Below are 26,886 nucleotides of genomic sequence, written 5' to 3'. Positions count from 1 at the left end.
TCCACGGCTTGCACGAGAATCTTCCCCTCGTGGCCTTTGACTTTGGTCGAGCCTTCGATCTTGCCTTGGTTTTGGCCTTCGAGGATCAGGTAGCAGGGCATTGGCATGATGGTTTCCTTTGTCGGTTGATGGGGTCTGCGGTGCCGCCCCGGTGCGTCGCGCCGGGGAGCGGCTCTTGCCCGGACCGTTGCGTCTCATGTGGTCTGTGCATGGGTTCCATTCTGGGATCCGCGCGTTACAGCCGCATGTCGCGCCGGCGCCATTGCGTTACAGATGAAACCATCCCTGCGCCATGGGCAGGCCAATGTACAAAGGGGCCGCGCCTGCGGCAATCCTTGAAACTAGGTAGTGCCGGCGTGCGCTCCCCATCCGGCCTTTGCCGGCGGCTCTACTGCACCCGCAGGATCACCTCGATGCTGGTGGCGCCGGGCGCGGAGGCGATCGTCAGCGTGGCGCCCAGCCGGTTCACGCGCGCGCGCATGCTGGCCAGCCCCGCGCCGTGGCGGCCGGCCTGCGCCTCCTCCCGGAAGCCGATGCCGTTGTCGCGCACCGCCAGCAGCAGGCGGCCGAATTCATGGCGCAGCTCGATATCGACCCGGCTGGCGCGGCTGTGGCGAAACACGTTGGTGAGCGCCTCTTGCAGCACCCGCATCAGCTCCAGGCAGGACGCCGGCGGCAGCGTGCAGGTGTCGATGCCGGCCAGCTGCCAGCCGCATTCGATGCCGTGCGCCTCGGCGTGGCGCGTGAGGCGGTGGCGAAAAGGCGAGAGCTGGCCATCCAGCGTGGTGGCGCCGTACTGCTGGTTGGTGGAGGAGTCGATGATGATGCGCAGGTCGTCGCGCAATTCCTTGAGCACGGTCAGGAAGCGCTGCGGCGGCATGTCCTGCGGCGCGCGCTCCAGCGTGACGATGCTGCTGACCAGGGTGCCGCCCAGGCCGTCGTGCAGGTCCTGCGCCAGGTTCAGGCGCGCGCCCAGGCGGGCGTTGGAGATCTCCAGCTCATGCTGGCGCTGCAGCGTCTGGGTCAGTTCGCTGCGCGCCTGCTCGACCGCCTGCCGCAACTCGCCGTTGAAGCGCTCGATGCGGCGCAGGTTGGCGACGAACTGCCAGCCCAGGATCAGCGCCATGCAGATCATCTCGACCACCACCGACAATGGACTGAGGTAGATGTTGTCCCTGGAGATGCCGACGAACATCAGCGTGTCGTGGATCGCGGCGGCCACCGCCAGCATCAGGAAGAAGGCCAGGATGCGATGGTCGGCGCGGCCGTTGCGCAGGGCGAACACGGTAAAGGCCAGCGACACGATGATGTAGTGCAGGCTCTGCGCCGCCGTCAGCAGGCTACGCAATGGCCCGAGATAGGCCGCCGGCGCCAGCCACAGCGCCAGGCAGGCCAGCGCCGCGCAGCTCCACAGGGCGATTTCGTAGCGGCGCCAGCGCTGCATGGAAAAACGCAGGATGAACATCGCGAAGGAGCCGCTGAACAACAGCAGGAAGGAGGTATTGGCCGCCTCCCACGCGTCCGAGCTGGAGAACGGCCAGGTGCTGTAGGCGATCTGGTTGTAGGTGCAGGCCCACCAGGCCAGGGAGGTGAGCGCGAACCAGCCGTTGACGGCGGCCTGGCGCCGCATCAGCCACATCGCCAGGAAGAAGCAGCCGATGGTGAACGCCACCGCCAGGCAGAACCATTGCGACTGCACGCGCAGCCAGTGCTCCTTGTCGTAGGCCTGCGCCACCGCCGCCGGCGCGCCGACGGTGACCGGGCCGAGCCCGGCCTGGTGGCGCGCCTGCCCGGAAACGCGGATCTCGATGACGTTGTCCCCGGTGCGCAGCAGCGCGGCGGGCAGCACGAAGTGGCGCGGCAGGTTCCAGGCGCGCGAGAGCGGTTCGGCCAGGCTGGTGTCGCGTCCCAGCAAGCTGCCGTTCAGGTAGACCGCGCCGGCCATGTTCAGGTAGCCGATGGCCAGCGACGCCGGTTCTGCGGCATCGCGCCGGACCCAGTGCACCCGGTACCAGACCACGCCGTCGAAATCGGGCCAGCGCGCCGACCACATGTCGGGCAGGGTGACCTCGCTCCAGCCGGTGGCCGGCGGGCGGTCGGACTCGATCGGGATATCGCCCTGCTTGTCCAGCGGCTGCGCGCGCGCCGCCTCCACCCGCAGCCCGGCCACCGCCTGGCCGGAGGCGGGCTGGGCCAGCGCGGCGTCCAGCCCGCCGACCAGGCAGAAGAGCAGCAGGACTATTCGAGAAAGCCAAGCACGCGCGCTTCGAACACCGCTTGCGTACGCGATCTCACGGCCAGCTTCTTGTAGACGTTTCGGATATGGCATTCGACGGTGAACCTGGAAAGGGAAAGGACGCCGGCGATCTCGCGGTTGGTCAATCCGCGCGAGACCAGCAGCAGGATTTCGGTTTCGCGCGGGCTGAGCAACTCGCCCGGCGCGGGCGCGGCAGCGGCAGCCGGTGCGACGGGCGCTGGGGCGGCGGGAGCGGCGGCCGCATCCCCCTTGCCCGCCAGCAGCTCCAGAATGCGTTTGGCCACGAAGGGATCGATGGGGGCGCCGCCGCGCAGCGCGCTGCGAATGGAGATGGCGATCTCGTCGTCCTCCCGCTCCTTCAGCACATAGCCGGTAGCGCCCGCCTGCAGGGCGTCGACGATGACGCGCTCGGTGTTCCAGGTCGAGATCACCAGGATGGGCAAGGCGGCGTCGCGCGCGTGGATGCGGCGGATCAGGTCCACGCCGTTGCCGTCGGGCAGGCCGACGTCGACCAGCACCATCGCGAACGGACTCTCATGCAGCAGCGCCTCGGCGCGCGCGATGCTGCCGGCGAAGGTGAGCGCCTCGGCCGGGTAGCCCAGCTGGGTGAGCACGCCGCGCAGGCGCAGCTGGGCCAGCGGTTCGTCTTCGACCACCAGCAGCGGGCTGGGCAGGATGGATTCTTCGTGGGAGTGAGCGCTCATTGCTGGTTCTTGTAAGGACAGTGGGATTCCCGGATATGCAAAGGCCGGAATATGGTAACGCAAGCCGGACCGCGTGCGCTGCGCCTTCGGCCGTTCAATGCGGCGCCCAGAGCCAGATCGCGCGCAGGGTGAGCTGCGTCACCGCCAGGCCCTGCGCATGCTGGCGCGCCACGCCGGCCTGCAGCACCGGTCCGGCCTCGCTGGCATAGGTCAGCGCGACCGCGACGCCGCGGTCGCGCGGCGTCATGCCCTGCGACGCCAGGTCGCCGCTCAGCGCCGAAAAGCTGCGGCGCGCGCCGGTCGCGGTCCAGACGAAACGCCCGGCCACCAGCGACGCCGACAAGGTCGCGTGCTGCGCCGCCAGCTCCCGGCCGTCGAAGCCGCGCGCAGAAACCAGCTCGCCGTACAGGCGCAGCTCGGTGTCCTGCGCCAGCTGATGCTTGTATTCCAGCGTCGCGGCGGCGACATCCATGGCGCGCCGCCCCTGGATGCCCTGCGCGACATGGCCGGCGTCGACGTTCAGGCGCAGGCCGTCGACCCCGGGCATCTCCGACAGCTCCCAGGACAGGCCGGCCGAACGGAGTCCGGGCGTATTGGCCAGGCCGTTCTCATCGGCCTGCGCGCGCAGCTCATCGCGAGGGGCGAACCAGGTATCCCGCGTGATGCCGTGGTCGCGCTTGAAGGCCATTGCGCTCAGCGCCATCTTGCCCCAGCCGCTGCGCCAGCCGCGGCGCGCGCCCAGCCCCAGCGCGCCCTGGTAGTGATAGTCCTCGGAGAATCCCGAATAGATGCCGTCCACCCGATGCCAGGCCTCGCCGAAGGACACGTCGAACTTGCCGGCGAAGACGCTGCGCTCCTTGTCCTGGCTCTGGTAGGCCAGGAACAGATTGAGCAGTTGCGCGTCGACGCCGTCGAAGACGCGATTGTCGGCGCCGCCCGACAGGTTCCTGGCCTGGCTCAGCGCGTAGACGCCCCACTCCGGCGACAGCTTGAACTCCAGCGCGAGCTGCACGATCGGATCCAGGAAATTGGCCTGCGAGAACGGCGCCGCGCCCTGGTCCGCGCTGATTTGGCCCAGCCGCGTCTTCTCGAGCGCCAGCAGCATCTCCCAGTTGAACGCCGGATAGCTGCTCGCCGCCGTTGCGCCCTTGCCTGACAACGCGCCCGCGCCGGGATCGAGCACGATCTCGCCCGGGTTCTCCGCCAGCGCCGCCGACGACGCCATGGCCAGGGCGAGCGCGATCAGGCCGGCGCATGCGCGCCGCAACGGGTTCATCTTCGGCGGTTTCAAGCGCCGGTGTCTTTCCTGCGGGCCGCCGCGCGCGCCTGGCGCGTGGTCATGGAGCTGCCGTCCGCGCTCCAGCCCGGCGGCTGGAACAGGATGTTGAGCATGGTCGAGAGGCCGCGCGACTTGCGCAGGTCGCGCGCGATATTGCGCCACTCGTAGAAGGCGATGCGAATCGGGTTGTCGGTGCCGATGCTGGAGGTCAGGCCGTACTTCGGCTTGAAGGTCTCCGGAATGTAGCTGCCGAACAGGCGGTCCCAGATGATCAGCGTGCCGGCATAGTTGGCGTCGAGATAGTCGAAATCGCTGCCGTGGTGCACCCGGTGGTGGGACGGGGTGTTGAAGACGGCCTCGAACCAGGACGGCATGCGGCCGATGCTCTGGGTGTGGATCCAGAACTGGTAGATCAGGCTGACCGACTGCATGAACAGCACCATCTTGGGATGAAAGCCCACCAGCGGCATCCAGAACCAGAACAGGAAGGAGCCGGTGATCACGCCGGTCCAGGTCTGGCGCACCGCCACCGAGAAGTTGTACTGCTCGGAAGAGTGATGCACCGAGTGCGAGGCCCAGAACCAGCGCACCTCGTGGCTGATGCGATGGAACCAGTAATAGGACAGGTCGTCGGCGAAGAAGCACAGCGCCCATACCCACCAGGCGTCGACCGGCAGGGTCCACACACGGTGGGTGTAGAGCCAGCTCAGGAACAGCAGCATGGCGCCGGCGCTCAGCACGCCGATCACCATGCTGCCCAGGCCGAGCACGATGTTGGCGGCGGTGTCGGGCGCGCGGTAGTCGCCGCGGCCGGCGCGCCAGGCGTAGATGCCCTCGGCGAGCATCAGCACGGTGAAGGCGGGCAAGGCCGCCAGCATGATGTTGGGTAGGTCGTTCATGGGACGCGTATGCTGCCGGAGGATTGTTCGGGTGGCAGTCCGCGCGAACCGGCGCCGGCTGCTTGCCTGCGGCCAGGATGATGCACGCTGAGCCTCGGCCATCATACGTGGCGAGGAAAAATTGGAAATCGCTGAAACTAGTTAGCCTGGTCAGGCCGGGGCAGCCGCCGGCGCGGGTCAGTGTGACCGCAAGGCAAGATCGACCGACTCGGTCTTCACCCCCGGCAGGTTCTCGAACGCATGCAGGCCGGCGTGGCCGGGCATGGCGTCGGTCACCAGGGTCCAGGGTTTCTCGACCGGGGTCCAGTGCTGCTGGCTGTCGCGATTGAGCTTGTCGGCCGTCACCAGCACGAACACCTTGGCCGCCTGGCGGATGATGCATTCCTTCAGGTAAGCCTGCTCCACCGTGGCCTCGCACAGGCCGCGGCCCGGCACCACGCCGTCGGCGCCGAGGAAGGCCTTGTCGAAGGTGAAACGGGACAGCCCGAGCTGGGCGATGGGACCGAAGGTGCTCATGCTGGACTCGCGCACGTCGCCGCCTATCATGGTCACCGCGACATGGCTGCCGGCCAGCGTCTGCACCACCAGCAGGTTGTTGGTGATGACCTTGATGTCCTGGCGCGAGGCCAGCGCCTTGGCCAGCGCCGCGGTGGTGGTGCCGGCATCCAGGAACACCGTGTCGCCGGGCGCCACATGGGCCGCCGCGGCCGCGCCGATGGCATCCTTCTCCGCCTGGAAGCTGTGGCTGCGCTGCTCCAGCGACTCTTCCGGCGCGTGCGTGCTAACCGACGCGGCGCCGCCGTAGGTGCGCAGGATCAGGCCGTCGTCGGCCAGCGCGCGCAGGTCGCGCCGCACCGTGACTTCCGAAATGCCGAAGTGGTCGCACAGGGCGGCGACCTCGGTCATGCCCGACAGGACGGCCTGGACCATGGCCTCGCGGCGGCGGGTAACTTTCATAGAAGACGGGATGTGGGTTGTCGAAGCCGCGCGCGTCGCGAGGAAGGCGTGGCGATCAGCGAGTATAACCCCGAATGCCCGCGCCCCTGCCCCGCCCTCGCATCGCTGCGCCTGCCTTCCCTCGCCGTTCTCCCGCCTGTGCTGCTTCTGCTGCTTGTGTTGCTTGCGTTGCCTGTGCCGCTCAGGTCGGCGCGTTGGTGCCGCTGCGCGCCAACAGCTTCCAGGAGCGGTCGGCCAGCGTCCAGCACAACAGGACCTTGATGTGGCTGGTGCTCTTCTTGTCGTCGTTGTTCACCACGTCGTAGGTGTGGCGTACGATGCCGACGTCGCCCTGCACGTCCACCGTCTGCTCGGACGTGACGATGCTCAGGTAGCGCTTCTTGCCGGCCACGTTGCCCATCAGGACGTCCTTGCTCCAGACGCGGCCGTCCGAGTGCGAGTAGGTGAGATGGTCGTGCAGCACGGCCGACAGCACCTTGCCGTCGCCCTCTTCCAGCGCCCGACGCAAGGCTTCCACCGCGCCTTCCAGCGCGGCGGCATTGCCTGCCCCCGCCGCTGCGCCTACGGCATTGGCGTTGCCGGCCATGCCGGCCGCCGCGATTCCTGTTCCCATTGCCACCAGCGCCTCCCTGCGTGTCATTGCGTGTTTTTCCATGTCGTCTCCGTGATGTCTTCTTGTATCTCAGGCCGCCGCGGCCACGTCCTGCGTCACCCAGCTCTCGTCGACGGTGACGTACTTGATGTTCTGGCGGAAGTAGGTATAGGCGATGTGCAGCCTGCCGTCGGCCGACTGTGCGATCGACGGATAGGAGAACTCGCGGTTGAGCTTGTCAGCCGAGTTGTTGGTCATGCAGTAGCCGTCGCCGATCTCCAGGTTGCGCATGGCCGGCCAGGTCTTGCCGCCGTCGTAGGAGATGGCCAGCGTCATCGGCGCGCGCGGCGCGCCCCAGAAGGCGGTGCCGCGCTGCGACGCGGCCTGCGACACCAGCTCGCCGCTGTCTTCCGAATCCTCGATGTCGTCGTACAGCGAAGCGCGGCGCTCGCTGCTGTTGGCCGCGCTGCTGTTGTTGAACACCAGGCCCAGGTGGCCGTTGGCCAGCGCCACGAACTGGATCGAGGAATTGTTGTTGGGCAGATCCAGCGCGCGCGGCGCGCTCCACACCACGCCGTCGTCCGAGCGGCTGCTATAGATATGGTCGGCCCAGCGGCTGCGGTACAGCGCGAGGAAGCCGCCTTCCTTCAACGGCTGGATGTTCATGTGCACGCAGCCCACGCTGCCCGGCACTTCATGCGCGCTCCAGCTGCGGCCGCCGTCGGTGGAGCGCATCACCACGCTGATGTCGTCGTTGCCGGACCAGCGCTCGCCCTCGGCCACGCGGCACATGAAGACCGGGCACAGCCAGGCGCCGTCGCGCGCCACCACGATGGGCTGGCGCACGAAGGTCCCGGGCGTGTCGAACAGGGTCTCGATCGGGCCCCATGTGCGGCCCTGGTCGTCAGAGATGCGACGGCGCACGATGGAGGTATTCTGGTGGCCGGAGAGCTGGGCGGTGTAGATCAGCCACAGCTTGCCGTCCGGCGCCTCGAACAGCACCGGGTTCTGCTCGGAGCGGGTGGCGTCTTCCGACAGGCGCACCGGCGCCGACCACTGCGCGCCGCCGGCCGCCAGGCGCGACATGTAGATGGAGATGTCGGGAATACCTTCCTGGGTGCCGCCGAACCAGGCGCACAACAGGTCGCCGTTGGACAACGCGGCCAGGTTCGCCGCATGGTTCTGCACCGTCAGCGCCGGCAGGTGGGCGTCGGTGCGGGCATCGTCGCCGGCGGCGCGGGTGAGCGCGCCGGGAGCGGCGGTGGCCGTGGAGAGGGAGCTGGTCATGTGAAAATCCTCGTGTGGAATGTTGCGCGGCCGTCAGTGCTGCTGCCGGGCCGGGTTCTGCAAATCTGCGGGCGCAGCCGACACCGAGACGGCGTCGCCCTTGCCGGGGAACAGCAGCTTCTCCACCACCATCACGATGGCCGGGGCGATCAGCGCGATGTACATGTTGTCCACACCCCATGGGTTGTCGAGCAGGTACCAGACGGTGGTGGCGACGGTGGCCAGCACCAGCGCCGAGATGGCGCCGCGGCTGCTGTTGAAGAACGGCAGGTAGATGCCCATCAGCGCGACCACGGTGACGGTCAGGCGCAGGGCGCGGGTGAAGAAGGACAGCGCCAGGATCTGCGGCACGAACAGCACGAAGATCAGCGGAATGAACCCCACCGCCAGCGAGATCCAGCGCGTGGCGCGCAGCTCCTGTTCCGGCGACGGGTTGTAGCGCGGGCTGTAGAAGTCCTTGACGATCAGCGAGGCGATGGCCAGCGCCACGGTGCTCACGCTGACGAAGATCGACGCCACCAGCGAGACCGTGACGATGCCCGACAGCACCGGGTTCATGTGCTGCAGGAACACCGGCAGCGCGTACAGGCCCTTGATGTCGGGGAACAGGAACTTGGCAGCCACGCCCAACAGGCCCAGCGCCAGCGCGATCGGCACGCACAGGGCGGCGGCGATCAGGGTCGACTTGCGCGCATCCTCGCCGGAGCGGGCGCCGGAGATCGCCTGGATGATGAACTGGGTGGAGAAGATGGCGCCGGCCGTGCCGATGACCCAGGCGCCGATGGTGCCGCCGCCGAGCGCGCCGTTCCAGGTGAAGTAGTGTTCGGGCATGGCCGTGACCATGGGCGCGATGCCGCCGGTCAGCGACAGCGCGACCCACACCAGGATGCAGATGCCGATGATCTTCACGGCGCTGTGGAAGATGGTGACGTAGAGCACGCTCTTCAAGCCGCCATAGGCGAAGTAGATGGTGCTGACGATGGCGGTGATGATGGCCGCCACTGGCAGGTTGACCTTGAGCACGGTGGAGATCGCCGCCGCGCCGCTGACGTAGTTGCCGACGTTGACGATGAACAGCGCGTAGATCATCACCGCCGACACCACCAGCTTGGCGGTCTTGCCGTACTTCTGCGCGACGAAGCCGGAGATGGTGAACTCGCCCGACTTGTAGAGCCGCTTGGCCATGAACAGGCCGAACAGCAGGAACCCGATGGCCGCCGCGATCACCGACCAGGAGGCGGCGATGCCGACCTTGAAGGCCTCTTGCGACGTGCCGATGGTGGACTTGGCGCCGATGAATTCGGACATCAGCAGGATGGCGATCACCACCGCCGGCGCCGAGCGGCCCGCGACCATGAATTCGCCGGTGTTCTTGCTGCGCAGGCGCACGCTCATCCAGGACGTCGCCAGGATGTAGACGACTACCATCGCGATGATGATGGCCGTGTCTATAGCTCCAAACTGGTGCATTGTGTTCTCCTCCCGATCCTCTCAGACCGGATTAAGTTTTAGATTTGAGTTATCAGTGACGCCGCCGGCGCTGCCGGCAGTGCCTTACGCCGCCAGGGCGGCGCGGCGCGTGGCCAGGTCTTGTGCCTGTTTGAGCGCTTCCAGCATGCTGCCTTCGTCGGCAATACCCTTGCCGGCGATATCGAACGCGGTGCCGTGGTCGACCGAGGTGCGGATGACCGGCAGGCCGACCGTCACGTTCACGCCGGCTTCCAGGCCCATCACCTTGACCGGGCCGTGGCCCTGGTCGTGGTACATCGCCACCACCACGTCGAAGTCGCCGCGGCCGGCGCGGTAGAACAGGGTGTCGGCCGGCAGCGGTCCTTCCACGTCCCAGCCGCGCGCGCGCAATACCTCGATGGCCGGGATGATCTTCTTCTCTTCTTCGCCGTAGCCGAACAGGCCGTTTTCGCCGGCGTGCGGATTGATGCCGCACACGCCGATACGCGGCGAAGAGATGCCGGCGCGCACCAGCGTGTCGTGCGCGCGCTCGATGGTGCGCTGGACCAAGCCCGGTTCGATGCGGTTGATGGCGTCGATCAGGCCGATGTGGGTGGTCACGTGGATCACGCGCAGCTTGGGCGCCACCAGCATCATCGACACTTCGGGGATGCCGGTCAGGTGCGCCAGGATCTCGGTGTGGCCGGGGAAGATGTGGCCGCCGGCGTGCAGCGCTTCCTTGTTCAGCGGCGCGGTGCAGATGGCGTCCAGCTCGCCGGCCGAGGTCAGTTCCACGGTGCGCGCGATGTACTGGAAGGCGGCGTTGCCGGCCACCGCCGAGAGCTTGCCGTAGGGCAGGTCTTCCGGGATCAGGCCGAGGTCGATGCAGTCGATCTCGCCATAGGTGAAGCGCGCTTCGGCCGGGCTCGAGATGGCGCGCACCTTGAGCGGCACGCCGGTGATGCGGCCGGCGTTGAGCAGGCGCTTGGCGTCGCCGATCACGAGCGGCCGGCAGCCGTCGTAAAGCGCGCGCCGGGCCAGGCTCTTCATGATGATTTCCGGCCCCACGCCGGTGGCATCGCCCATCGTGATGCCGATGACCGGACGGTATGTCATGGTTTCTTCTCCGCTGGATGGTTGCGGCGCTTGCGCGTCCGCATGGCGCATGGCGGTCAGTTGCTGCCATGCGCGGTACAAGGTATCGGGACGGCCGAAGCCGCCTGCTTTGGTCACCACCGGCAGGATGCGGCCGTGGTGTTCGGCGACCATCAATGGCACGCCGGTATCGATTTCCGAGACGACCTTCAACGCGTCCACGCCCATGTTGGCGAGCATGGCGCGCGCGGTCTCGCCGCCGGTGGCGATCAGTCCCGCCGCATGTTGCGCGACCGGCCCCAGGTGCGCCGCCAGCTGGCGCGCCAGGCGCGCGCCGTCGGCCACGCCGGCGCGCTCGGCCTGGCTCAGCGTCACCAGCGCGCTGCGCCCGTCTTGCAGGATGTGCGCGACCTGCGCGGCGATCTCGCGGGCCTTGGCCGACATCGGGTCGAGCAGCGCGGCGGCGTCGATCTCGAAGTGGGACACGGCCGCGCCCGCGCTGTCCCTGAGCGCCTGCGCCTGGGCGTGCGAGACGCTGGACATGCTGCCGACGATGGCCAGGATGCCGCCCGCGGCGCCCTCGACATGCCCGGCAGGCGCGCGATGCGCCATGCCGCTATGCGACGACAGCGGCTGCGCGCCCGGCTCCAGCGCCTGCAGCAGCGGCGTGGCCAGGCCCGCGGAACCGACCCAGTACACCTCCTGCAGCGCCGACGTGGCGGCGGCGATGGCGGCCAGGTCGTCGTCGGTCTCGCTGTCGCAGACCACGGCCTGCACGCTTTCGGCGCGACAGGCGGCGAGTTGCGCGCCTACCGCCTGCGGCCCGCGGCGCAGCGCGTCCAGCCCGAGCAGGGCGACCTTCAGGCCCGCGCCGGCCAGCATGGCGACCAGGTCGGCCTTGCCGGCGATGTGTTCGTTGCGCCAGACCTCGGAGTCCTCGACCGGCACGCCGAACACGAACTGGCGGCCTTCGCGCGTGGTGCGCCCGGCCCTGGGAAAGGCGGGAGCAACGATGGCCATGCCGGCCCCGGCCAGGGCCGCGATCTCGGCGGCGACGTTGCCGCGCAGGGTGGAGTCGATCTTCTTGTACAGCTTGCGCCCGCTGACGTGCGCGCGCCAGGCCTGGGCGTTGATGCGCGCCGCGGCGTCGGCGCCGAGCTGGCGCGAATCGGTGTCCAGCGCCAGCACCGCGACCTCGGCCGACGATTCTCCGGCGCCAACGCCGGCGCCCAGCAGCACCATGCTGTCCAGGCCGACGTTGGCGCAGGTCACCGCGCAGTCGGCGGTGCCGGAGAGATCGTCGCCGATGATCAGCAGGCGGGTGCGCTGAAGCTGGCGGTCGTTCATGGCAGCAGGCGGCGGTAGATGGACTTGATGTCGTCCAGGCTCAGCGGCTTGGGGTTGTTGCCCAGCAGGCGCTTGACCTTGGCGGCGGCCGCAGCCAGTGCGTCCAGGTGGTCTTCGGACACGCCGAAGCTGCGCAGGTCCTGCGGAATCTCCAGCGCCGCGGTCCAGTCGCGCAGGCGCGCCAGCAGCTTTTCGGCGGCGGCCTGGTCGCTGTCGTCGTGGCGCGCGATGTCCAGCGCATGGGCGACCTTGGCCAGGCGGCCGACGATGGCGTCGAGGTTGAATTCCATCACGTGCGGCAACAGCATCGAGTTGGCCACGCCGTGGGTGATGTTGAACATGCCGCCCAGCGGATAGGCCAGCGCGTGCACGGCGGCGGTGCCGGCCGCGGTCAGCGCCAGGCCGCCGTACATCGAGCCGATCAGCATGGCTTCGCGCGCCGGCAGCGAGTGGCCGTTGTTGTAGGCCTCGACCAGGTTGGCGCCGATCAGGCGCATCGATTCCATGGCGAACATGTCGCTGACCGCATTGGCCTTGGTGGAGATATAGGACTCCAGCGCATGGATGAAGGCGTCCATGCCGGTGGCCGCGGTGATCGGCTTGGGCAGGTCCAGCGTCAGGGTGGCGTCCAGGATCACCAGCTGCGGCAGCAGGTGGCGGCTGACGATGCCGACCTTGAGCTCTTCGTCGGGCAGCGTGACGATGGCGTTGGGGGTGACTTCCGAGCCGGTGCCCGAAGTGGTCGGCACCAGGATCAGCGGCACGCCGGGCTGTGCGATCAAGTCCACGCCCAGCCACTCGCGCAGCGGCTGGCTGTTGGTCAGGCGCACGGCGAACAGCTTGGCGGCGTCGAGCACGCTGCCGCCGCCGATGGACAGCACGGCGTCCGGCGCGAACGGGGCGATCTGGTCGCGAAACACCGTCTCGACGTTCTCGATGGTCGGCTCTGGCTGCACGTCGCGCACCACCAGGGTCTGCACGTCCTTCTTTTCAAGCGCGGCGACCACGCGCGCCACCACGCCGTTCTTTTCGATGACGGGCTGGGTGATCAGCGCGATGCGGCGCACCGGGCGGTCCAGCAGGGCCAGCTTGTCGGCCAGCTGGTCGAGGCTGCCGGGACCGTGCACGATGTGCTTGACGGTCTGGAAGTGATAGATGGAACTCATGTCTTGCTCGGTATTGGGTGTCGGGTGAGGGGTGTGGAAAACTCAGGCCACGCGCGGATAAGCCGCCAGCGCCTTCAGCAGCTTCTCGCGCGCCGCGTCGTCCAGCGGCTGCACCGGCGAGCGCGCCGGGCCGGCCGGCATGCCGAGGATGTCGGCGGCGGTCTTCAAGACCACCGGCAGCGTGCCCAGTGCGAAGGCGTCGCGCAACGCTCGCAGCGCTTCCTGCGACTTGCGCGCGGCGGCGATGTCGCCCTTCTGGAAGTTGTTCCAGATCGACATGACCACGCTGGGCACCGCATTGGTGGTGGCGGCCACGGCGCCGTCGCCGCCGGCCATCAGCGTCCACAGGATCATGGAGTCGGTGCCGGTGAAGACGGCGAAGTCGTCGCGGCGCAGGCCGATCAGCTGCACCAGGCGATCAAAATCGCCGCCGCTGTCCTTGATGCCGCGGATGTTGGGGATTTCCGAGAGGCGGCGCACGGTGTCGATGTTGAGCGTGATGCCGGTCTTGGCCGGGATGGTGTAGAGCATCACCGGCAGCGAGGTCGACTGGGCGATGCGCTCATAGTGCTTGAAGAGTTCAGGCTGGGTGGCGCCGTTGAAGTACGGGGTGATCACCGAGACGGCGTCGACGCCCTGGTCCTGCATCTTCTTGTTCAGCTCGACCACCTCGCGGGTGGCGTAGGCGCCGGTGCCGGCGATCACCGGCACGCGGCCGCGCGACTGTTCGACGGCGATGCGCGCCACGCGCAGCTTTTCCTGCTCGGACAGCGAGATGAACTCGCCGTTGGTGCCCAGCACGAACAGGCCATGCACGCCGGAGTCAATCAGGCGGTCGACCAGCGTGCGCAGGCCGGCTTCGTCGAGCTCCTCGTCGCGGGTCATGGGGGTGATGAGCGCGGGCACGATGCCCTTGAAGGCGATGGACATACCTTGATCTCCAATATTCTTGTAGTGACCGGTTCAATCCGGGCTGCTGGTTCCGATTGATCAACTGGACAACAGAATGATCATTTCGGTCATTATTAAATGAAGCGGTCTCCGCGACATCGCAATTAATGATTATTGCGATCACGATATACCCAAGAATTTCGAAAATCAAGAGATGGAATGAATTTTTAGATCGAAATATTCATTTCAAATGCCAGAACGACCACATTCATTGCCATTGATTAATTTTTCGGGGCAAAAATGAATGTTTCGATCGCAAATGGCCGCCCAGGGCCATCGGAGCGCCATGCCGCCAAAGCGATCGGCAAGCCGAGGGCGACCGCCCTGAAAACAAAAGCGGCCCGCATCGGGGCCGCTTTTTGCCGGGCAGTCACAACATGCCCACCTCAGGGCTCATATCGCTAGGCCGTCTCGGGGAACAGCGTCTTGAGCCGATATTGCCGCTGCCGGTAATTGCCTTCCATGCCGCTGAAGCTGCAGTCCACATCGCCGAACAGGCGGCAGATGCGGTTGAGGGTGGAACGCTGCGCTTCGGTGGCGATGGTGACCAGGCGGCGCTTGCTCCTGGCGTAGTAGTCGCAGATGTCGACCACCAGGCAATGACCGTAGTCGGCGTTCTTCACGTCGATCAGCAGGGCCTCGGCCTTGGTGAGCCCGAAGGTCGCCGCCAGCTCCACGCGCGCGCTGAGGAAGGGGTTGGCGTTGCGCAGCTTGTCGCTCAACTGGGCCATCGCCGCGACAGCCCAGTTGTCGGCCCTGGGCCGCGGGGCGAAATCCTCCAGCGCCTGTTTCGCGTTCTGGTCGCCCTGCTCCGCCGCCTTTTGCCACCAGTAGAGCGCGCGCACGTCGTTGAACTTGTCGTCGCGGCGGTTGCGCCAGGAGATCTGCGCGAACTCGTATTGCGCCTCCACCAGCCCCATGTCGGCGGCCCGTTCCAGGTACTGCAAGGCCACGTTCAGGTTGCGCTGCGAATAGATCGAACGCGAGTAGATGCGCGCCAGCGCATGCCAGGCCGGCGCCGATCCGCCGTCGCCGGCCAGCGTGAGCCAGCTGATTGCTTTCTTGAAGTTGGCCAGGCCCTGGTCCATGAAGACGCGATTGCCGTCATGGTCCATCTTCGCGCACAACAGGCCGAGCTCATATCTGGCCTCGACGTTGCCGGCCAGCGCGGCCAGCTCCAGCAGGCGGCCGGCCTCGTCGGGATCGGGCTGGCGTTCATGCAGGCCCCATTGCGCAAAGCGCAGCAGCAGCGTCGCCTCTTCGGCCGAGAGCGACACCGCGCTGGTGACGTCGACGTCGCGCTCCATCTGCGCGATCGCGGCCGCGTTGCGTTCGCGCAGCCTGGCCGCCAGGGGCGCCGCGCCGTTGGCGAAGGCGTCGTAGTCGGAACGGCTCCAGGCCTTGTCCAGCAGCGCGTACTGCGCCTGCTCGACGCCGGCGTGGGCGGCCTCGGCGATGAGGCGTTCTTCCAGCCTGAATCCGCCCTCCGGCATGGCCGCCTTCAGGCGATCGTTGGCGCCGCCCTCGCCCTGGCCTGCGCGCTGCATCTGCTGGGCCAGCAGCCATTGCGCCTGATGGTCGCCCTGACCGGCCAAGAACGACAGCGCGCCGATGGCCCGCGCATGGCTGTTGCCGTCGAACTGTCCGGCATTGTCGAGCACCAGGCGCGCGAAGGTCAGCCCGGCCTGCGCCACGCCGGCGTGAAACGCCTTCTCGTACCACACCGCCGCTTCGGTCGGCGCCGACAGATCCTTCACCTGCTCGTAGGGGATATTGCGGCCTATCATCATCCAGGCGTCGTCGACGCCCTGTTGCGCGGCCCGTCGCAACCAGTAGAACGCGGTGCCGTTGCTGCGCGGCAGTCCATTGCCGCCGTGAAGGTAGCGGCTGCCCAGGGCCAGCTGGGCCTTGGACTCTCCTGCTCTGGCGGCCTTGATAAAGGCCAGTTCTTCTCGTGTCGCCATGGTGGTTTCCTGTGCGTTCGTGACGTTGTTGAAAATGGAAACCGGAGGAAGGCATGCGCCGGCCATCGTGGGTTGGCATGCGCCCTTTCTTCGATCTGGATGCGCGCGCGGCGGCATCCGGTTTGTGCAAGACGCTGGACGAAAGAGTCCCCGCCGGCGCATATCGATGCGTCGGAAAATTCAGGCTTTCGGAGATGTGGATGACCGGGGAATGTGGCCCGGGACAGCGATCGGTTTCAGCGTCGATGCATCATTATTCTGGCAGCGCGCAACGCAGAAAATTCAATCCGGACATGGAGTATTACGAACTCTTGATGACAGTTAAGACCCGCGCCGTTACAAGCTTTCAGCTCATGTTCAGCGGCGCAAAGAAACGCCTGCAACATCACCGAATCGCTTAACAAAATGCGCGTTACTGTTATAAAAAATCAGGGTCCCGCACGATGCAACTCGGATTCGCCGTGAGGCGCGCGAGATGATCTCCGACAGCATTCGCGTAAACATTTTTCGCCATTGAAGGAAACCGCTGACGGCAGCATGACGCCACGCTGTCAGCGCGCTGACATCGCACTGACGGCGCAAAAGAAAAAGGCACTGCATGAACGCATGCAGTGCCTTTCTTGCTTCAGTTGCTGATCAGGTTCGCCGCCGCATCGACGGCGCCGTCATCAGAACTTGTGGCGGATGCCAACAGCCACGGCGGCCTGGTTGCCGTCGTTGCCGGTGCTGTCGGAGACGCCGGTGTTGACCATGTCGGTGGCCTTGTTGTATGCCAGGAAGGCGTACAGGTCGGTGCGCTTGGACAGCCAGTAGTCGCTACCCAGGCTGAACTGGGTGACCTTGCCCTTGCCCGACACGCCATCGAACGAAGCGCGGGTGTGGTCAACCGCTGCCAGCAGCTTCAGCGACGGGGTCAGCGAGTAGGCGGTACCGATTTCGTACACGTCAGCCTGCTTGGAGCGCGCCAGGGTGCGGTTGGTCAGGGTGCCCAGCGAACCGACGCTGGCCGAAGTCAGGTTGGCCTGGGTGTTCAGGTCCTGCTTCACGCGCGACCAGTTGCCGTACACGCGTGTCGGGCCGAACTGGTACGAAGCCACCAGGTTCCAGCCCTTGTAGGCGGTGCTGCCGGCGGTGCCGGTCAGGGTGTTGACCGAAGCGGTGGTGCTCGACGACGGGATCAGGCTGGTGTCGGACGAGTAGCCGGTGCCGTTAGCCTTGGACTGGTAGTAGTTCAGGCCCAGACCCAGCGGACCGTTGTCGTACTTCAGACCGGCGCCGAAGGATTGACCGGCGGAGGTCTGGCCGGCGGTTTCGCCGAAGCCGTAGATCAGGTTGCCGGTGAAGCCGCCCAGGTTGTTGGTGGTGTAGCTGATCGAGTTGTTGGTGCGGGTGCCTTCCAGGCGGTCCAGGTTGTGGCCGACGTTACCGGTCCAGCCACCGAAGTCCTGCACGGAGGTGTAGGCCGAGATGGTGTCGGCGTAGTCGGTCTGACGACCGACCAGCACGCTACCGAAGCCGCCTGCCAGACCGACCACCGACTTGCGGCGGAACAGGTTGGAGGAGGTGTTCGCGTCGGAACCTTGCAGGCCGCCGGTATCATTGGAGAAACCGACTTCCAGGTTGAACACGGCCGACAGGCCGCCACCCAGGTCTTCAGTACCCTTGAAACCCAGGCGCGAGCCCTGGATCACGCCGGAGTTCAGGCCGAACTTGCTGCCGGTGCCGCCACCAGTGGTAGCAACCTTGCTTTGATAAACGACACCGGTGTCGACGATGCCGTAGATGGTCACGGAGCTTTGCGCGTTGGCCGCGCCTGCGAATGCGCCCAGAACGGCGAGTGCCAGCAGAGATTTCTTCATTTGACATCCTTCTATAAAAATAGTCTTGAGGATCCGTACTTGCAGTCGGATGGCCAGACATTAATGCTTCTGGTTGCGCGTGACTCCCCCTTGGTGGATAGAAGCAATTTTTTAGATGAGGCCTAAAAATTAAAATGGCATCTGTTGTATTTTTTTATCGACATTTCGTCGACGTGCTTGCCATCCCCACTCTGTCGCCTTGAGCTCTTCTCCCAGGGAAAAGGACGGAAAGAAAAGGCGGATCCGGCCCCGAAACGGCCGCTCCGGCGAGCTTTTCCCATCCGGAAATCCAACTCCGCAAGCCGATTGCATGGCCGGAGGCTAAAATAGCCGGGCCCGTCTCATCAGTTCTTGCGGGCAAGCTCATGCAGACCCGTTACACCCATGGCACTTGATCCATCCACCATACTCATCCTTTCCACGGCGCTGGCCGCAGCGGCCTCGCTTTACCTCGCGGTGGAATGGCGCGGCGTCCACGAGAAGTCGCTGCTGTTCTGGAGCGCCGGCTTCGCCATCATCACCGTGGGCTGCGTGCTGGCGCTGCTGCGCTCCAGCGGCTACCTGCTGATCGGCATCTGGTTCGCCAACGGCCTGCTGATCGTCGCCCACTGGCTGTTCCTGGCCGGCGTGGCCTGGTTCACCAGCACGCGACTCTCGCGCGGCTGGCTGCTGATCGCGCTGATCTGGCTGGCCATGCTGTTCGTCCCGGCCGAACCCTGGTGGTCCAAGGTGATGCTTGCCATCCAGTCGCTGCTGATCGCCGGCGTCACGCTGCGCGCCAGTTTCCTGTTGCGTCCGCACGGCGTGTCGCTCAGCGTGGGGGCGGTGCAGCTGCGCTACGTGCTGCTGGTGCACGGCCTGTTCTATGTGGCCAAGGCGGCCTCGACCGTGGCCCTGGACAGCTTCGTCGACCTCGCCGCCTTCCGCGGCGAAGTGATCCAGGTCTCGCTGGTGGAAGGCGCGATGGCCATCATGCTGATCGCGCTCTCCATGACCGGCACCGAACGCCACCGCCGCGAAGAACGCATCGAACAACTCGCCGCGCGCGACCCGCTCACCGCGCTGTACAACCGCCGCGCGCTGGACGCGCGCGCGCCGGCGCTGTTCAGCCAGGCATCCGCAGCCGCCCCCGGCGCCCTGCTGCTGATCGACATCGACAACTTTAAGCAGGTCAACGACCTGCACGGCCACACCGCCGGCGACAGGCTGCTGGTGGCGCTGAGCGAAATGATCCGCGACGCCCTGCCCAAGGGCGCATTGGCGGCGCGCCTGGGCGGGGACGAGTTCGTGATCCTGCTGCGGGAAGCCAGCAGCGACGGCGTGGCCGCGCTGGGCAATGGACTGCGCGAAGCGTTTTCGCAGATGGCGCGGGAGACCTTTCCCACGCCGCAGGCGGTGACGCTGAGCGTGGGCGGCACGCTGGTGGAGCAGCCGCCGGCGGCACTGGCGACGCTGATCGAAAGGGGCGACGCCGCCCTGTACGCCTCCAAGCGCGGCGGCCGCGACAGCGTGCGCATCGTGCCGGCGGCCTGAGGCCGCGCTTGCGCGCCGTCCGCCCGGCGGCTATATTACGCACGTCGAAAAAGGCAGGCTTGGTGTGGTCCAGCCCAAGCCCTTCCGCGCCAGCGGAAGCTCTGTCCATGCCCGTGCATGAGTCCCACGACGAACATCGGCGCCGCCAGGCGCTTTCCTGTTCGTCCGTGCGGTTCTCAAGACAAATGAACCGTTCTGGTCGAACGACCATTCTGGAGTCTTCATGCACGATGCTTTCATTCATGACGTAGTCATTGCCGGCGCCGGCCCGGTCGGCCTGTTCCTGGCCTGCGAGCTGCGGCTCGCAGGCGTCGCGGTCGTGGTGCTGGAACGCGCCGCTGACCCGCACGCGCCGCTCAAGCAGCTGCCGTTCGGCATGCGCGGCCTGTCATTACCCACCATCGACGCCTTCCATCGGCGCGGCCTGCTGCAGGCGCTGACGACGCCACACCCGTCGACGGAAGAAGCGCCGCCGCACTGGAAGCTGCAGCCGCGCGCGGCGGGCGGCCACTTCGCCGGCATCCAGTTCCATCGCGACCGCATCGACGACAGCCGATGGCCGTGGCGCCTGCCCGGCCCGGTCGAGCCGCCGCTGACCACCGACATGCAACACATCGAAACGGTGGTGGCCGCGCGCGCCGAGGCGCTGGGCGTGCAGCTCATGCGCGGCGTCAACGTCGACGTCGATGGCGTCGCGCAATCGGACGATGCGGTAACCATCAGCGCGGCGGGCAGGACGCTGCGCGCGCGCTGGCTGGTCGCCTGCGACGGCGGCCGCAGCACGGTGCGCAAGGCCGCCGGTTTCACCTTCGCCGGCACCGAACCGGAGTTCACCGGTTACTCCGCCGACCTCACCATCGCCGAACCCAATCCGTTGACGCCCGGCCGCCACTACACCGCCGCCGGCATGTATACCTACCAGCGGCCCGGCATCGTCGCCATGGCCGACTTCGACGGCGGCGCCTGTCACCGCATGCGGGAGATCACGCGCGAGCACGTGCAGTCGGTGCTGCGCCGCGTGTCCGGCACCGACGTCAGCGTCACCGCGCTGCAGCTCGCCGCCACCTGGACCGACCGCGCCTTCCAGGCCGAGGCTTACCGCAAGGGACGCGTGCTGCTGGCGGGCGATGCCGCGCACGTGCATTCGCCGCTGGGCGGGCAGGGTCTGAACCTGGGCTTGGGCGATGCGATGAACCTGGGCTGGAAACTGGCCGCGACGATACGCGGCGACGCGCCGCCAGGACTTCTCGACAGCTATCACGCCGAGCGCCATCCGCTCGGCGCGCAGGTGCTGGACTGGTCGCGCGCGCAGGTGGCGGTCATGCGCCCGGGGCCGGGCTCACGCGCGCTTGCCGCCATCCTTGCCGAGCTGATCGACACGCGCGACGGCGCCGCCTATGTCGCCGAACGCGTATGGGGCGTGTCGCTGCGCTACGCGCTGGGCGCGACTCATCCACTGGCGGGCCGCAGCGCGCCGGAGTTCAGTTTCAATGACGGGAGCCGGCTCGGCGAGCACCTGCGCGGCGGCCGGGGCGTGCTGGTCGATTTCAGCGCAACGGCGGCGCTGCGGGAGATCGCCGGACAGCATCACCGGCTCAACTACCTGGCCGCCGATGCCGCAGACACGCTGGGCCTGGCCGCCCTCCTGGTGCGCCCGGACGGCGTCGTGGCCTGGGCCGGCGCCGATGCAGGCGACCTGCCGGAGCTCGAGCAGGCCGCCGGGCGCTGGTTCGGCCGCAAGCGCTAGGTGATCAGCGCACGTCCTTCTTCGGCTCGGCAGGCGTGTCGATGCTCACGCCCATGGCCTGAAACAGCGTCGCGGTATCGGCCAGCCGGGTCGCGGTAGCGCGGATCTCGCCCAGGCGCGCGTTGAGGTACTGGCGCTCGCCGGCGCGCGCGAAGCTGGGCGGCACCGCCCCCAGCGCGGTGCGGCGCTGGGCGTTGCGCCAGCTCTGCTCGCTGTGGCCGCGCGCGGTGGCTGCGGCTTGCAGCGCATCGGCATCCTGGGTCAGCGCCACCAGGCTGTCGGCCACGTTCTGGAAGGCGTTCAGCACGGTCTGCCGGTAGTTGTCTTCCGAGGCCAGGTAGGCCTCCTGCGCGGCCTTGCGGCGCGCGCGCAAGGCGCCGCCGTGGAAGATCGGCTGGGTGATCGACGCGCCCAGCCCCCACACCGCGCCCGCAGCGCCGGTCGCCTTGGGCCAGGTGAAGCCGGACTGCCCGAACGAAGCGTTGATCGAGAGGCTGGGGAACATCTCGGCGGTGGCCAGCGCCTCCTGCGCGGCGGCCACCTTCAGCGCGGCGTCGGCGGCCAGGATGTCGGGACGCTGGCGCAGCAGGTCGGACGGCACCGACAGCGGCACGCTCTCGGGCAGGCGCAGCGCGGCGATGTCCAGATCGGCCGGCGCGTTGTCGGGCGTGCGCCCCATCAGCACGGCCAGCGCGTGGCGCATGGCCTGCCATTGCGACTTCATGCCCGGCAAGCCGGCGCGCAGTGACTGCGCGTTGGCCTTCGCCGCCAGCACGTCGTCGGCCGCGACCGCGCCGGTGGCGGCGCGCCGCTGCATCTCGTCGGCGTCGGCATCGGCCAGCGCCACCAGGCGCTCGGTATGCGCGACCTGGGCGCGCAGGGAAGCCGCGTTGATGGCGGTGATCACCACGTTGGCCGCCAGCGTGCGCCGCGCGGCGTCGAACTGGTAGGACTGCGCATCGACCTGGGCCGCCAGCGCCGAGTTGGCATAGCGCTCCACGCCGAACAGGTCGAAGGTGTAGCTGGCGGTGATCTCGCCGGCGAAGACGTTGTACAGGTTGGTCGGCGGCCCCATCGTCGGCAGGCCCAGCGCGCGCTGGCGCGTGGCCTGGCCGACGGCGTCGACCTTGGGCCACAGCGATTCGTCGATCTGTCCGCGCAGCTGTTCCTTGGCGCCGGCCAGGCTGCGCTCGGCCTGGGCCAGCGAATGGTTGTGCCGCAGCGCCTCGTCCACCCAGGCCGACAGGTCGGACGAGCCGTAGGCCTGCCACCACTGCGGCACCGCGCGCTGGCCGAGCACGAACTGCTGGCGCGCGCCGTCGGGACCGATGGACGGCGGCGTGGCTTCCACCGCGTAGTGCTCCGGCTGCGGCACCTTGGGCGCATCGCCGCTGGGGCCGAGGGCGCAGCCCGACAGGATCAGCGCCGCCAACAGCGCAGGCAGCGCGGGCTTGAAGGATTCATGGGTAGGCATCAGTGGCTCCCTTGCGCGTGGCCAACAGCGGCATCGCCGGCGTGATGGGTTTCATTGGGCTTGACCCGGTAGCACAGCGCGTACAGCGCCGGCAGGTAGAACAGAGTCAGCACGGTGGCGATGGTGATGCCGCCCATCAAGGCGGTGGCCATCGGGCCGAAGAAATTGCTGCGCAACAGCGGAATCAGCGCCAGCACCGCCGCCGCTGCGGTCAGCGTGATCGGGCGGAAGCGGCGCACCGTGGCGCCGACGATGGCGTCGAAGCGGCCGCGACCGGCGGCGATGTCCTGCTCGATCTGGTCGACCAGGATCACCGAGTTGCGCATGATGATGCCCAGCATGGCGATAGTACCCAACATGGCGACGAAGCCGAACGGCTGGTGGAACAGCAACAGCGCGCCGACCACCCCGATCAAACCCAGCGGCGCGGTCATCACCACCATCATGGTGCGACCGAAGCTTTGCAGCTGCACCATCAGCAGCAGCAGCACGGCGATCACCATCAGCGGCATCTGCGCCGAGATCGAGGACTGCGCCTTGGCGTTTTCCTCCACCGGGCCGCCGACGTCGATGCGGTAACCCACCGGCAGCTCGGCGCGCAGCGCATTGAGCTTCTCGTTCACGGTGTTGGTGACGTCGATGCCCTGCACGCCGGCGCGCACGTCGGCCAGCACGGTCAGGGTGGGCTGGCGGTCGCGCTCCCAGATCACGCCGTATTCCAGCGTGTTGTGGAAGCGGCCCAGCGTGGCCAGCGGCACCGGGCCGTTGGCCGTCGGCATGGACAGCGTGGCCAGGCGCGACGGATCGACGCGCTCGCTGCGCGGGGCGCGCAGATCGACGCTGACCAGCTTGTCGCGTTCGCGGTACTGGGTCACGGTGTAGCCGGACAATTGCATGGCCAGGAAGTTGGAGATCTGCTGCGAAGAGAGGCCCAGCTCGCCCGCGCGTTTCTGGTCGATCTCGAAGGACACCGAACGCTGCGCCGGCTCATCCCAGTCGAACTGCACGTTGGTGGCGCGACTCTCCTTGCGGATCTCGGCGGCCACCTGCTCGGCGATGGCGCGCACCTTGGGGATCTGCTCGCCGCTGACGCGGAACTGCACCGGGAATCCCACCGGCGGACCGTTCTCCAGGCGCGTCAGGCGCGTGCGCAGGCCGCCGAACTGGGTGCGCAGCGGTTCTTCCAGCGCGCGGGCCAGGGCCTCGCGGTCTTCCACCGACTTGGCGGTGACCACGAACTGTGCGAAGTTGGCGCTGGGCAGCTGCTGGTCCAGCGGCAGGTAGAAGCGCGGCGCGCCGGTGCCGACGAAGCTGATCACGTGGTCGATCTGCGGGCGACCCTTCAGCACCGCTTCCATGCGCTGCGCCTCGCGCTGCGTGGCCTCGAAGGAAGCGCGCTCCGGCAGGCGCAGGTCGATCAGCAACTCGGGGCGGTCCGAACTCGGGAAGAACTGCTGCGGCACCAGGCCGAACGCCGCCAGCGAACCGAAGAACAGCAGCGCCGTGGCGATCACCACGCGGCCGCGATAGGCCACGCACCAGGCCACCATCTTGCGCAGGCGGGTGTAGATCCTGGTCTGGTAGATCGGATGGTCGTGGTCTTCCTCGTCATGCCCGGCGTGCGGATTGGCGGCGATCTGCTCGTCGGTGAGCGCGTCGGGCTTCTCCTTCAGCATGTGATAGCCCAGGAGCGGAATCAGCACCACCGCCGCCAGCCACGACAGCAGCAGCGCGATGGCCGAGACCTCGAAGATGGAACGCGTGTATTCGCCGGTGCCGGACTTGGCCAGCGCGATCGGCAGGAAGCCCGACACCGTCACCAGCGTGCCGGTCAGCATCGGGAAGGCGGTGCTGGTGTAGGCGAAGGCGGCCGCGCGGCGGCGGTTCCAGCCCTGCTCCAGCTTCACCGCCATCATCTCGACGGCGATGATGGCGTCGTCCACCAGCAGGCCCAGCGCCAGCACCAGCGTGCCCAGCGAGACCTTGTGCAGGCCGATGTCGAACATGTACATGAACAGGGCGGTAACCGCCAGCACGATGGGGATCGAGATCACCACCACCATGCCGGTGCGGATGCCCAGCGACACCAGGCTCACCACCAGCACGATGGCGACCGCCTCGGCCACGGCTTCGAGGAAGTCGTCCACCGATTTTTCCACCGCGTGCGGCATGCTGGAGACCGGGGTCAGCGCCAGGCCCGCCGGCAGCCGCTTGCGCAACTCCTCGGTGCGCGCGTCGAGCGCCTTGCCCAGGCGGATGACGTCGCCGCCGGGCTGCATGGTCACGCCGATGCCCAGCACCGGCTTGCCGTTGGAGCGCATCTCCTGCTGCTGCGGCTCTTCGTAGCCGCGCTTCACGGCGGCGATATCGCCCAGCCGGAAATTGCGGTTGTTGATGTGGACGATCTTGTTCTCGATCGCGCGCATGTCGGTGAACTGACCGGTGGGGCGCACGTAGACGCGGTCGTTGCCGGTGGTGACCAGGCCGCCCGGCACCACCGCGTTCTGGCCGCCGATGGCGTCGGCCAGTTGCTGCGGGCTGATGCCCAGGCGCGTCATCTGCGCGTTGGAGATGTCGATGTAGATGCGCTCTTCGCGGTCGCCGAAGTAATCGATCTTGCCCACGCCGGGCACGCGCAACAGCTCGCCGCGCAGCTGGTCGGCGTAGTCGCGCAGCTGCGCCGGCGAAAAGCCGTCGCCTTCGAGCGCGTAGATGTTGGTATAGACGTCGCCGAACTCGTCGTTGAAGTAAGGACCATGCACGCCCTGCGGCAGGGTGGCGGCGATGTCGCCGACCTTCTTGCGCACCTGGTACCAGGTCTTGGGCACCTGGGCGGCGGGCGCGGTGTCCTTGATGGTGAAGAACAGCTGCGACTGGCCCGGGCGCGAATAACTGCGCAGGAAGTCGACGTCAGGCGTCTCCTGCAGCTTGCGCGCGATGCGGTCGGTGATCTGCTCCTGCACCTGGCGCGCGGTGGCGCCCGGCCAGTCGGTCTGGATCACCATCACCTTGAAGGTGAACGGCGGGTCTTCGGACTGCGAGAGCCGGTTGTAGGAGCCCATGCCCAGCAGCGTCACCAGCGCCAGGATGAAGGTCACCAGCGCCTGGTGTTGCAGCGTCCAGGAAGAAAGATTGAAACGGCCGGGCGCGCTCATAGTGCGAAGTCCTCGGCGTGCAGCGGGGCGATGGGCTTGACCTTCTCGCCGGCGGTCAGCGTATGCACGCCCTGCACCACCACCTTGTCTTCGGCGGCCACGCCCTGCGTGAGCGTGATGCTGCGCTCGCCGTAACCTGCCACCGTCACCGGACGCAACTCCAGCTTGCCGTCGCGCACGATCCAGACGGCCGGCTTGTCGCCCTGGTGGAACAGCGCGGTGGCCGGCAGCACCATCACCTGCGCCGCGGACGCTTCACGCGCGGGCGCGATGGCGACCTCGCCGATCATGCCCAGGCGCAGCGAGGCGTCGGGCTGCTCCAGCGTGACCTTGACGCGATAGGTGCGGCTCTGCGGATCGGCCGCCGGACTGACTTCACGCACGCGCGCGCTGAAACTCTTGCCCGGCAGGGCGCCCAGCGTGACGGTGGCCGATGCGCCCGGCCTGATGCGCGCGACCTGGCTGTCGGCCACGTCGGTGATCACATCCACCGCGCCCGACCAGGCCAGCGAGAACACCGCCTGCCCGGCCGAGAGCACGTCGCCGGTATTGGCCTGCTCGGCGCTGATGAGGCCATCGTGTTCGGCCAGCAGCGAGGTGTAGCCGCGCTGGTTGCCGGCCACCGCGGCGCGCGCCTGCGCGGCCTTGAACTGGGCTTGCGCGGCGGCGTGGGCGTCCTGGCTCTGTTCCAGCTGCTGGGCGCTGATCAGGTTTTCGCGCGCCTGCTCGGTGTCGCGCCGGAGCTGCTTCTGCGCCGCCTCCAGGTGCTGGCGGGCCGAGTCCAGGTCGGCGCGCGCGCTGGCGGCGTTGTGTTCAGCGTCGGCCGGATCGAGGCGCGCCACCACCTGGCCCTTGCGCACCGTGTCGCCCAGATGCACGCGGCGCTCCACCAGCTGGCCGGCCACCCGGAAGGACATCGCCGTGACGAAGCGCGATTGCACCTCGGCCGGCAACAGCAGGGCCTGCGCACCGTCGCGCTGCTGGGCCTGCAGGACCACCACCTCGCGCGGCGCCTCGGCCACCGGGGCGGGCTTGCTGCAGGCGGCGAGGGTCAGGACCGTGGACAGGGACAACAGGACGGGCAACAGGCGCGGCGCGCCGGAAACAGATACGGATACGCGCGCAGGCAGGCTGCGCAGGCGGGAATGGAGGGCGAGCTTCACAACGTTCC

The 26,886-nt window shown here is 67.6% G+C and carries 19 protein-coding genes and 1 pseudogene; 3 read left to right on the top strand and 17 right to left on the bottom strand.

The annotated features are described in order from the left end of the window. The 13 genes and pseudogenes from CEJ42_RS25270 to CEJ42_RS15230 all read right to left on the bottom strand — a co-directional run. A pseudogene (locus CEJ42_RS25270) lies at window positions 1–107 on the bottom strand (type VI secretion system tube protein Hcp); the annotation flags it as partial. A 281-nt stretch (window positions 108–388) separates the two neighbouring features. Continuing rightward, the gene (locus CEJ42_RS15285) at window positions 389–2,329 is read right to left on the bottom strand and encodes a sensor histidine kinase (RefSeq protein ID WP_088751655.1); all 1,941 of its coding nucleotides are present in this window, start codon (window positions 2,327–2,329) and stop codon (window positions 389–391) included. Continuing rightward, window positions 2,239–2,961, bottom strand: coding sequence for a response regulator transcription factor (locus tag CEJ42_RS15280; RefSeq protein WP_088751654.1), 723 nt, complete (start codon window positions 2,959–2,961; stop codon window positions 2,239–2,241). The genes CEJ42_RS15285 and CEJ42_RS15280 overlap by 91 nt, the downstream gene beginning before the upstream one ends. 94 nt (window positions 2,962–3,055) lie before the next feature. Continuing rightward, window positions 3,056–4,252 (bottom strand): hypothetical protein, encoded by a 1,197-nt coding sequence (locus CEJ42_RS15275; RefSeq protein WP_129587744.1) that lies wholly within the window; start codon window positions 4,250–4,252, stop codon window positions 3,056–3,058. Further along, window positions 4,249–5,139: a sterol desaturase family protein gene (locus CEJ42_RS15270; protein ID WP_088751652.1), complete on the bottom strand. Its 891-nt coding sequence runs from the start codon at window positions 5,137–5,139 to the stop codon at window positions 4,249–4,251. Before CEJ42_RS15270 ends, CEJ42_RS15275 begins: the two co-directional genes overlap by 4 nt. A gap of 177 nt (window positions 5,140–5,316) precedes the next feature. Further along, window positions 5,317–6,096 (bottom strand): DeoR/GlpR family DNA-binding transcription regulator, encoded by a 780-nt coding sequence (locus CEJ42_RS15265; RefSeq protein ID WP_079217793.1) that lies wholly within the window; start codon window positions 6,094–6,096, stop codon window positions 5,317–5,319. A 181-nt stretch (window positions 6,097–6,277) separates the two neighbouring features. Beyond that, window positions 6,278–6,751 carry a nuclear transport factor 2 family protein gene (locus CEJ42_RS15260; protein ID WP_207760433.1) on the bottom strand — a complete coding sequence of 158 codons (474 nt, stop codon included), beginning with the start codon at window positions 6,749–6,751 and terminating at the stop codon, window positions 6,278–6,280. A gap of 27 nt (window positions 6,752–6,778) precedes the next feature. Beyond that, window positions 6,779–7,975: a sialidase family protein gene (locus CEJ42_RS15255; protein WP_079217791.1), complete on the bottom strand. Its 1,197-nt coding sequence runs from the start codon at window positions 7,973–7,975 to the stop codon at window positions 6,779–6,781. Between the two features lie 33 nt (window positions 7,976–8,008). Further along, a complete protein-coding gene (locus CEJ42_RS15250; protein ID WP_088751650.1) occupies window positions 8,009–9,445 on the bottom strand; it encodes a sodium:solute symporter family protein in 1,437 nt (478 codons plus the stop codon). Window positions 9,446–9,529: 84 nt separating this feature from the next. Next, window positions 9,530–11,866: a 4-hydroxythreonine-4-phosphate dehydrogenase PdxA gene (gene pdxA, locus CEJ42_RS15245; RefSeq protein ID WP_088751649.1), complete on the bottom strand. Its 2,337-nt coding sequence runs from the start codon at window positions 11,864–11,866 to the stop codon at window positions 9,530–9,532. Next, window positions 11,863–13,032, bottom strand: coding sequence for an iron-containing alcohol dehydrogenase (locus CEJ42_RS15240; protein ID WP_088751648.1), 1,170 nt, complete (start codon window positions 13,030–13,032; stop codon window positions 11,863–11,865). Before CEJ42_RS15240 ends, pdxA begins: the two co-directional genes overlap by 4 nt. A 42-nt stretch (window positions 13,033–13,074) precedes the next feature. Beyond that, window positions 13,075–13,962, bottom strand: coding sequence for a 4-hydroxy-tetrahydrodipicolinate synthase (gene dapA / locus CEJ42_RS15235; protein WP_079217787.1), 888 nt, complete (start codon window positions 13,960–13,962; stop codon window positions 13,075–13,077). A gap of 422 nt (window positions 13,963–14,384) precedes the next feature. Then, complete coding sequence (locus tag CEJ42_RS15230) at window positions 14,385–15,947, bottom strand: tetratricopeptide repeat protein (RefSeq protein ID WP_088751678.1); 1,563 nt, start codon at window positions 15,945–15,947, stop codon at window positions 14,385–14,387. Window positions 15,948–16,024: 77 nt separating this feature from the next. On the opposite strand from CEJ42_RS15230, the gene CEJ42_RS15225 reads away from it, so the two are divergent. Next, entirely contained in the window at window positions 16,025–16,348 is a 324-nt protein-coding gene (locus CEJ42_RS15225; protein ID WP_129587743.1) for a hypothetical protein, read from the top strand. A gap of 267 nt (window positions 16,349–16,615) precedes the next feature. Here the strand turns inward: CEJ42_RS15225 and CEJ42_RS15220 are convergent, their stop codons facing one another. Next, window positions 16,616–17,806: a porin gene (locus CEJ42_RS15220; protein ID WP_088751646.1), complete on the bottom strand. Its 1,191-nt coding sequence runs from the start codon at window positions 17,804–17,806 to the stop codon at window positions 16,616–16,618. Window positions 17,807–18,190: 384 nt separating this feature from the next. On the opposite strand from CEJ42_RS15220, the gene CEJ42_RS15215 reads away from it, so the two are divergent. Both CEJ42_RS15215 and CEJ42_RS15210 read left to right on the top strand, forming a co-directional pair. Then, a complete protein-coding gene (locus tag CEJ42_RS15215; RefSeq protein WP_088751645.1) occupies window positions 18,191–19,339 on the top strand; it encodes a GGDEF domain-containing protein in 1,149 nt (382 codons plus the stop codon). Window positions 19,340–19,562: 223 nt separating this feature from the next. Further along, window positions 19,563–21,086, top strand: a complete 1,524-nt coding sequence (locus tag CEJ42_RS15210) for an FAD-dependent monooxygenase (protein ID WP_088751644.1) — start codon at window positions 19,563–19,565, stop codon at window positions 21,084–21,086. 4 nt (window positions 21,087–21,090) lie between these two features. Here CEJ42_RS15210 and CEJ42_RS15205 read toward each other — a convergent pair whose 3' ends face one another. Genes CEJ42_RS15205 through CEJ42_RS15195 form a run of 3 tightly spaced genes read right to left on the bottom strand, consistent with a single transcriptional unit; the run spans window position 21,091 to window position 26,878 of the window. Continuing rightward, window positions 21,091–22,560 (bottom strand): efflux transporter outer membrane subunit, encoded by a 1,470-nt coding sequence (locus CEJ42_RS15205; RefSeq protein WP_088751643.1) that lies wholly within the window; start codon window positions 22,558–22,560, stop codon window positions 21,091–21,093. Beyond that, window positions 22,560–25,715 (bottom strand): efflux RND transporter permease subunit, encoded by a 3,156-nt coding sequence (locus tag CEJ42_RS15200; RefSeq protein ID WP_079217776.1) that lies wholly within the window; start codon window positions 25,713–25,715, stop codon window positions 22,560–22,562. The genes CEJ42_RS15205 and CEJ42_RS15200 overlap by 1 nt, the downstream gene beginning before the upstream one ends. Next, window positions 25,712–26,878, bottom strand: a complete 1,167-nt coding sequence (locus tag CEJ42_RS15195) for an efflux RND transporter periplasmic adaptor subunit (protein WP_420840771.1) — start codon at window positions 26,876–26,878, stop codon at window positions 25,712–25,714. The genes CEJ42_RS15200 and CEJ42_RS15195 overlap by 4 nt, the downstream gene beginning before the upstream one ends. Window positions 26,879–26,886 lie beyond the last annotated feature (8 nt).

This window comes from Herbaspirillum robiniae (assembly GCF_002213415.1).
GTDB classification, from domain to species: domain Bacteria; phylum Pseudomonadota; class Gammaproteobacteria; order Burkholderiales; family Burkholderiaceae_D; genus Herbaspirillum; species Herbaspirillum robiniae.
Note: the sequence above shows the minus strand (reverse complement) of the source record. Positions and strands in the feature narration are given on the sequence as shown.

Bases quoted from the DNA above. Each gene is read 5' to 3' on its own strand.
- CEJ42_RS15285 (WP_088751655.1), bottom strand. From the start codon at position 2,329: ATGCCATATCCGAAACGTCTACAAGAAGCTGGCCGTGAGATCGCGTAC.
- CEJ42_RS15280 (WP_088751654.1), bottom strand. From the start codon at position 2,961: ATGAGCGCTCACTCCCACGAAGAATCCATCCTGCCCAGCCCGCTGCTG.
- CEJ42_RS15270 (WP_088751652.1), bottom strand. From the start codon at position 5,139: ATGAACGACCTACCCAACATCATGCTGGCGGCCTTGCCCGCCTTCACC.
- CEJ42_RS15265 (WP_079217793.1), bottom strand. From the start codon at position 6,096: ATGAAAGTTACCCGCCGCCGCGAGGCCATGGTCCAGGCCGTCCTGTCG.
- CEJ42_RS15260 (WP_207760433.1), bottom strand. From the start codon at position 6,751: ATGGAAAAACACGCAATGACACGCAGGGAGGCGCTGGTGGCAATGGGA.
- CEJ42_RS15255 (WP_079217791.1), bottom strand. From the start codon at position 7,975: ATGACCAGCTCCCTCTCCACGGCCACCGCCGCTCCCGGCGCGCTCACC.
- CEJ42_RS15250 (WP_088751650.1), bottom strand. From the start codon at position 9,445: ATGCACCAGTTTGGAGCTATAGACACGGCCATCATCATCGCGATGGTA.
- pdxA (WP_088751649.1), bottom strand. From the start codon at position 11,866: ATGAACGACCGCCAGCTTCAGCGCACCCGCCTGCTGATCATCGGCGAC.
- CEJ42_RS15240 (WP_088751648.1), bottom strand. From the start codon at position 13,032: ATGAGTTCCATCTATCACTTCCAGACCGTCAAGCACATCGTGCACGGT.
- dapA (WP_079217787.1), bottom strand. From the start codon at position 13,962: ATGTCCATCGCCTTCAAGGGCATCGTGCCCGCGCTCATCACCCCCATG.
- CEJ42_RS15230 (WP_088751678.1), bottom strand. From the start codon at position 15,947: ATGGCGACACGAGAAGAACTGGCCTTTATCAAGGCCGCCAGAGCAGGA.
- CEJ42_RS15225 (WP_129587743.1), top strand. From the start codon at position 16,025: ATGCGCCCTTTCTTCGATCTGGATGCGCGCGCGGCGGCATCCGGTTTG.
- CEJ42_RS15220 (WP_088751646.1), bottom strand. From the start codon at position 17,806: ATGAAGAAATCTCTGCTGGCACTCGCCGTTCTGGGCGCATTCGCAGGC.
- CEJ42_RS15215 (WP_088751645.1), top strand. From the start codon at position 18,191: ATGGCACTTGATCCATCCACCATACTCATCCTTTCCACGGCGCTGGCC.
- CEJ42_RS15210 (WP_088751644.1), top strand. From the start codon at position 19,563: ATGCACGATGCTTTCATTCATGACGTAGTCATTGCCGGCGCCGGCCCG.
- CEJ42_RS15205 (WP_088751643.1), bottom strand. From the start codon at position 22,560: ATGCCTACCCATGAATCCTTCAAGCCCGCGCTGCCTGCGCTGTTGGCG.
- CEJ42_RS15200 (WP_079217776.1), bottom strand. From the start codon at position 25,715: ATGAGCGCGCCCGGCCGTTTCAATCTTTCTTCCTGGACGCTGCAACAC.